The 4,639-nt window shown below is 72.0% G+C and carries 2 protein-coding genes; both read left to right on the top strand.

Translation table 11 applies throughout. The annotated features are described in order from the left end of the window. Positions 1-52: 52 nt before the first annotated feature. The gene (locus tag A7A76_RS08670; RefSeq protein ID WP_343225304.1) at positions 53-3,214 is read left to right on the top strand and encodes an efflux RND transporter permease subunit; all 3,162 of its coding nucleotides are present in this window, start codon (positions 53-55) and stop codon (positions 3,212-3,214) included. Positions 3,215-3,391: 177 nt separating this feature from the next. Beyond that, the coding region (locus tag A7A76_RS08665; protein ID WP_206410825.1) for an efflux RND transporter periplasmic adaptor subunit at positions 3,392-4,639 on the top strand (1,248 nt) is incomplete at its 3' end.

Raw genomic sequence — 4,639 nt, 5'->3', positions numbered from 1 at the left:
GGCCTCGCCGCGCGCCGCCCGCCGCGCACGCGCGCGGCGCGGCGGCGCGGCCGTGTTCGAGGCGCTGATCCGGCGCCCGATCGGCCTGTCGCTGCTCGGCCTCGGCCTGGTCCTGGCCGGCTTGTGGACCTACGCGCTGCTCGGCGTGGCCGCGCTGCCATCGCTGGACTTTCCCGGCGTCACCGTGCTGGCGCAGATCCCTGGCGCCAGCGCGCAGACCATGGCGACCACGGTGGCCGCGCCGCTGGAGCGCCGGCTCGGCCGCATCGCCGGGCTGCGCTCGATGGAATCGCAAAGCAGCGAAGGCTCGCTGCTGATCCAGCTGTCGTTCGAGTTCGGCCGCAGCGCCGACAAGGCCGCGCGCGAGGTGCAGGCGGCGATCAACGACGCCGCCCCGGACCTGCCGGCCGACATGCCGGCGCCGCCGCAATACTTCAAGGCCAACACCAACGCCATTCCGGTGCTGATGGTGGCGCTGACGTCCGATACGCAGCCGCCCGAGCGCCTGTACGACCTCGCCGACACCGTGCTCAAGCCGGCGATCGCGCAGATTCCCGGCGTCGCCCAGGTGCAGGTGTCCGGCGGCGCGCCGCACGCGGTGCGGATCGAACTGGACAACGCCGCGCTGGCGGCCAAGGGCCTGCTCGCCAACGATGTCGCCAATGCATTGGTCGCGGCCAACGTGGTCTCGCCGCTGGGCCTGCTCGGCGACGGCCGCAGCCGCATGAGCGTGGCGGTCGACAGCGGCCTGCGCGAGCCGCGCGAATTCGCCGATTTGCCGATCGCCGTGCGCAACGGCGCCTCGGTGCGGCTGGGCGACGTGGCCCGGGTCGAGAGCGGCCAGCAGGACCGCTACCAGGCGGCGTGGTTCGGCGCGCGGCGCGCGGTGACCCTGCAGGTCGGCAAGCGCGCCGACGCCAATGCGGTGGCCACGGTCGCGGCGATCCGCGCGCGCCTGCCGGCGCTGCGCGCGTCGCTGCCGGCCGATGTCGCGGTGGTGCCGATGTTCGACCTCACCCAGACCGTGCGCTCGGGCCTGCACGAGGTCGAGATCGCGCTGCTGCTGAGCGTGGCGATGGTCGCCGCGGTCATGCTGGCGTTCCTGCGCCGGCTGCGCCCGACCCTGATCGCGATGCTCAGCGTGCCGCTGTCGCTGGCCGGTGCGTTCGTGGCGATGTGGGCGCTGGGCTATTCGCTCAACACCTTGTCGCTGGTGGCGCTGGTGCTGTGCATCGGCTTCGTCGTCGACGACGCCATCGTGGTGATCGAGAACATCGTCCGCCACATGGAACTGGGCCTGCCGCCGGCGCGCGCGGCGGCCGCGGCGGTCGGCGAGATCGGCTTCACCATCGTCTCGATCACCCTGTCGCTGATCGCGGTGTTCGCGCCGTTGCTGCTCGGCGACAACGAACTGGTGGTCCTGCTGCGCGAGTTCTCCGCGACGCTGGCCGCGGCGGTGGTGATCTCGGCGCTGGTTTCGCTGACCTTGACGCCGGCGCTGTGCGCGCGTTTTCTCGCGCCCGAACCGGTACCGCCGCCGCGCCCCTCGCGCCTGGAAGCCGCGCTGCAGCGATTCGACCAGGCGTTGCACGCGCGCTACGAGCGCGCGCTCGACTGGGCGATGGGCCGCCGCCGGCTGATGCGCTGGCAGCCGGCCTTGCTGCTGCTGGCGACCCTGGCCGTGGCCTGGGCCACGCTGCTGAGCGCCGGCGGCGGCTTCATGCCGGAGGAGGACACCGGCATGCTTCAGGCGACCTTCCGCGCCGACACCAACGTCTCGCCGGCGCGCCTGGGCGAGCACGCGCAAGGCCTGATCGGGATCATGCGCGCCGATCCGGCGGTGCTGCACGTCACCACGATCCTCGGCGCCGACAGCGGCGGCGGCGCGGTCGGCAGCACCGGCACGATGTTCGTCGACCTCAAGCCCAAGGGCGCCGGCCCCGGGCAGCGCAGCGACGGCCTCAAGCAGGTGATCGAGCGGCTCGACCGCCGCTATCGCGAACTGGCCGGCGTGTCGGTCGCGCTGAGCCCGCTGCAATTGCTCGGCGGCGACGAAGGCCGCAGCGGCGGCCTGTTCTCGTTCCAGCTGGTCAACGGCCTGGGCGGCGACGAACTGCAGCCGTGGGCGTTGAAGACGGTGGCGGCGCTGCGGGCGATGCCGCAGTTTCGCGACGTCTCCAGCGACTACGACGCGCTCGGCAAGCAGCAGACCTTGCAGGTGGACCGCGCGCTCGCCGGGCGCCTGGGCGTCAGCATGGGCGATGTGGATTCGGCCCTGGCCAGCGCGTTCGGCCAGCGCACGGTGTCGGTGATCTACTCCGACATCGCCCAGTACTGGGTGGTGCTGACCTCGTCCGACGAAGGCCGGCTCAGCGTCGAAGGCCTGCTGCAGACCCGGGTGCGCGCCGCCGGCGGGGCGATGGTGCCGCTGTCGGCGCTGGCACGGGTCGAGCCGCGGCTGGCCCCGGCCAGCGTCAGCCATTACAACCAGCTCGAATCGGCCAAGATCCGCTACAACCTCGCCGGCGACATCACTCCCGACCGCGCCGCGGCGTTGATCCGCAGCGCGGTCGCCAAGGCCGGCGTGCCGGCCGGCATCCGCCTCAGCCTGGACGGCGACAGCCAGCGCCTGGAGTCGGCGCAGTCCAACGGCCTGATCCTGCTGCTGGCGGCGGTGGCGGCGATGTACATCGTGCTCGGCGTGCTCTACGAAAGCCTGCTGCATCCGCTGACGATCCTGTCGACCCTGCCGGCCGCGGCGCTGGGCGCGTTCGCGGCGATGCTGGTCACGCACACGCCGTTGACCCTGATGACGGTGATCGCGGTGCTGCTGCTGATCGGCATCGTCAAGAAGAACGCGATCTTGATGGTCGATTTCGCCCTGACCGCTGAACGCGAGCGCGGCCTCGCGCCGCCGCAGGCGATCCGCGAGGCGGCGCTGGTGCGCTTCCGCCCGATCCTGATGACCACGCTGGCGGCGATCGGCGCGGCGCTGCCGCTGGCGATCGGTTTCGGCGTCGGCGCGGAGATGCGCCAGCCGCTGGGCATCGCCATCGTCGGCGGCTTGCTGGTGTCGCAGTTGCTGACCTTGCTGAGCACGCCGGCGATCTATCTGTGGCACCACGACCGTTCGCTGCGCAAGGCCGCGCGGCGCGAGCGGCGCGCGCTCAGGCGCGCAGCGCGGGCCGCGGCGGCGGCCGGGAGTCCGGCATGAAGCGCTGTTGCGTCGAATGCGTCCGCGACGAGGGTTTTACCAAGTCCGTCCGGATTCTCCGAACCGCCCGCTGCGGGCGTCGATGTGTTGTAGCAAGGCCTCGCTAAGAAGACCCGATCCGAAGCTCGATCCACGTTGGGCGCGCTGCGCCCGCCCCACGCATTCCAGGAGTGTTGCATGTCGCGTTTTCGCAAGATCGCGCTGGTCGCCGTCGCGGCGCTGGCGTTGGGCGGCGCCGGCTTGGCGGCGCTGAGCCAGGCGCCGGCCGATACCGGCCAGAACAAGGACGAAGGCGAGGGGCCCGGCGCCGCGGGCGTGGGCGCGGACGCGCCGGTGCCGGTCGCGCTGGCGCCGGTCGCGCGCCAGGACGTGCCGCTGTACCTGATCGCGCAAGGCACGGTGCAGGCGCGCAACAGCGTCACCGTCAATCCGCAGATCGGCGGCGTGCGCCTGGTCGAGCTGCACTTCAAGGAAGGCCAGGAGGTCAAGCGCGGCGATCTGCTGGCCCAGCTCGACCCGCGCAACGCCCAGGCCGGCTTCGATGAAGCGATGGCCAAGCTGCGCCAGGACCAGGCCGCGCTGGCCACTGCGCGCAGCAACTACCTGCGCTCCTCGGACGCGCATTACCGACAGTACGTGTCCAAGCTCGACCTCGACACCCAGCGCAACGCGGTCGCCCAGGCCGAGGCCCTGGTCGCCGCCGACGAAGCGGCGATCCACAACGCGCGGGTGCAACTGGACTACACCCGGGTGCTGGCGCCGATCGACGGCATCGCCGGCCTGCGCGGCGTCGATCCGGGCAACGTCGTCACCACCAGCACCAACCTGGTCACCATCACCCAGGTGCGGCCGATCTACGTCGCCTTCAATCTGCCCGAGCAGAACCTGGACAGCGTGTACCGCGCCACCCAAGCCGGCGCGCCGCTGGAAGTCGAAGCGCTGGACCGGGTCGACGCGCACACCGTCGCCGCCGGCGGCAGCCTCGATGTGATCGACAACGCGGTCGACCCGGCCACCGGCACTTTCAAGCTGCGCTCGCTGTTCGGCAACGATCCGCGCGCGCTGTGGCCGGGGCAGTTCGTCAATGTGCGGCTGAAGCTGCGCACCGTCGCCGGCGGGCTGGTGATTCCGGCGCAGGCGCTGCAGCGCAGCCCGGACGGCGATTACGTCTATCTGCTGCAGCCCGACCAGACGGTGAAGATGCAGCCGGTGACAGTCGCCGGCGAAGTCGGCGACAGCCAGGTGATGATCGGCGCCGGCTTGCGCGAAGGCGGGCGGGTGGTGATCGAAGGCCAGTTCCGGCTCAAGCCCGGCAGCAAGGTCAAGCCGGTCGCGGCGACCGCGACGGTCGCGCTCGCGGCGGCGGCCGCCCGCGCGCCGATCACGAGCGCGCCGATCACGAGCGCGCAGACCACGAGCGCGCCC

Origin of the sequence: Lysobacter enzymogenes (assembly GCF_017168095.1) — a bacterium.
Classification (GTDB): domain Bacteria; phylum Pseudomonadota; class Gammaproteobacteria; order Xanthomonadales; family Xanthomonadaceae; genus Lysobacter; species Lysobacter enzymogenes_D.
The sequence above is the reverse complement of the archived record's forward strand: the minus strand, read 5'-3'. Positions and strand labels throughout refer to the sequence as shown.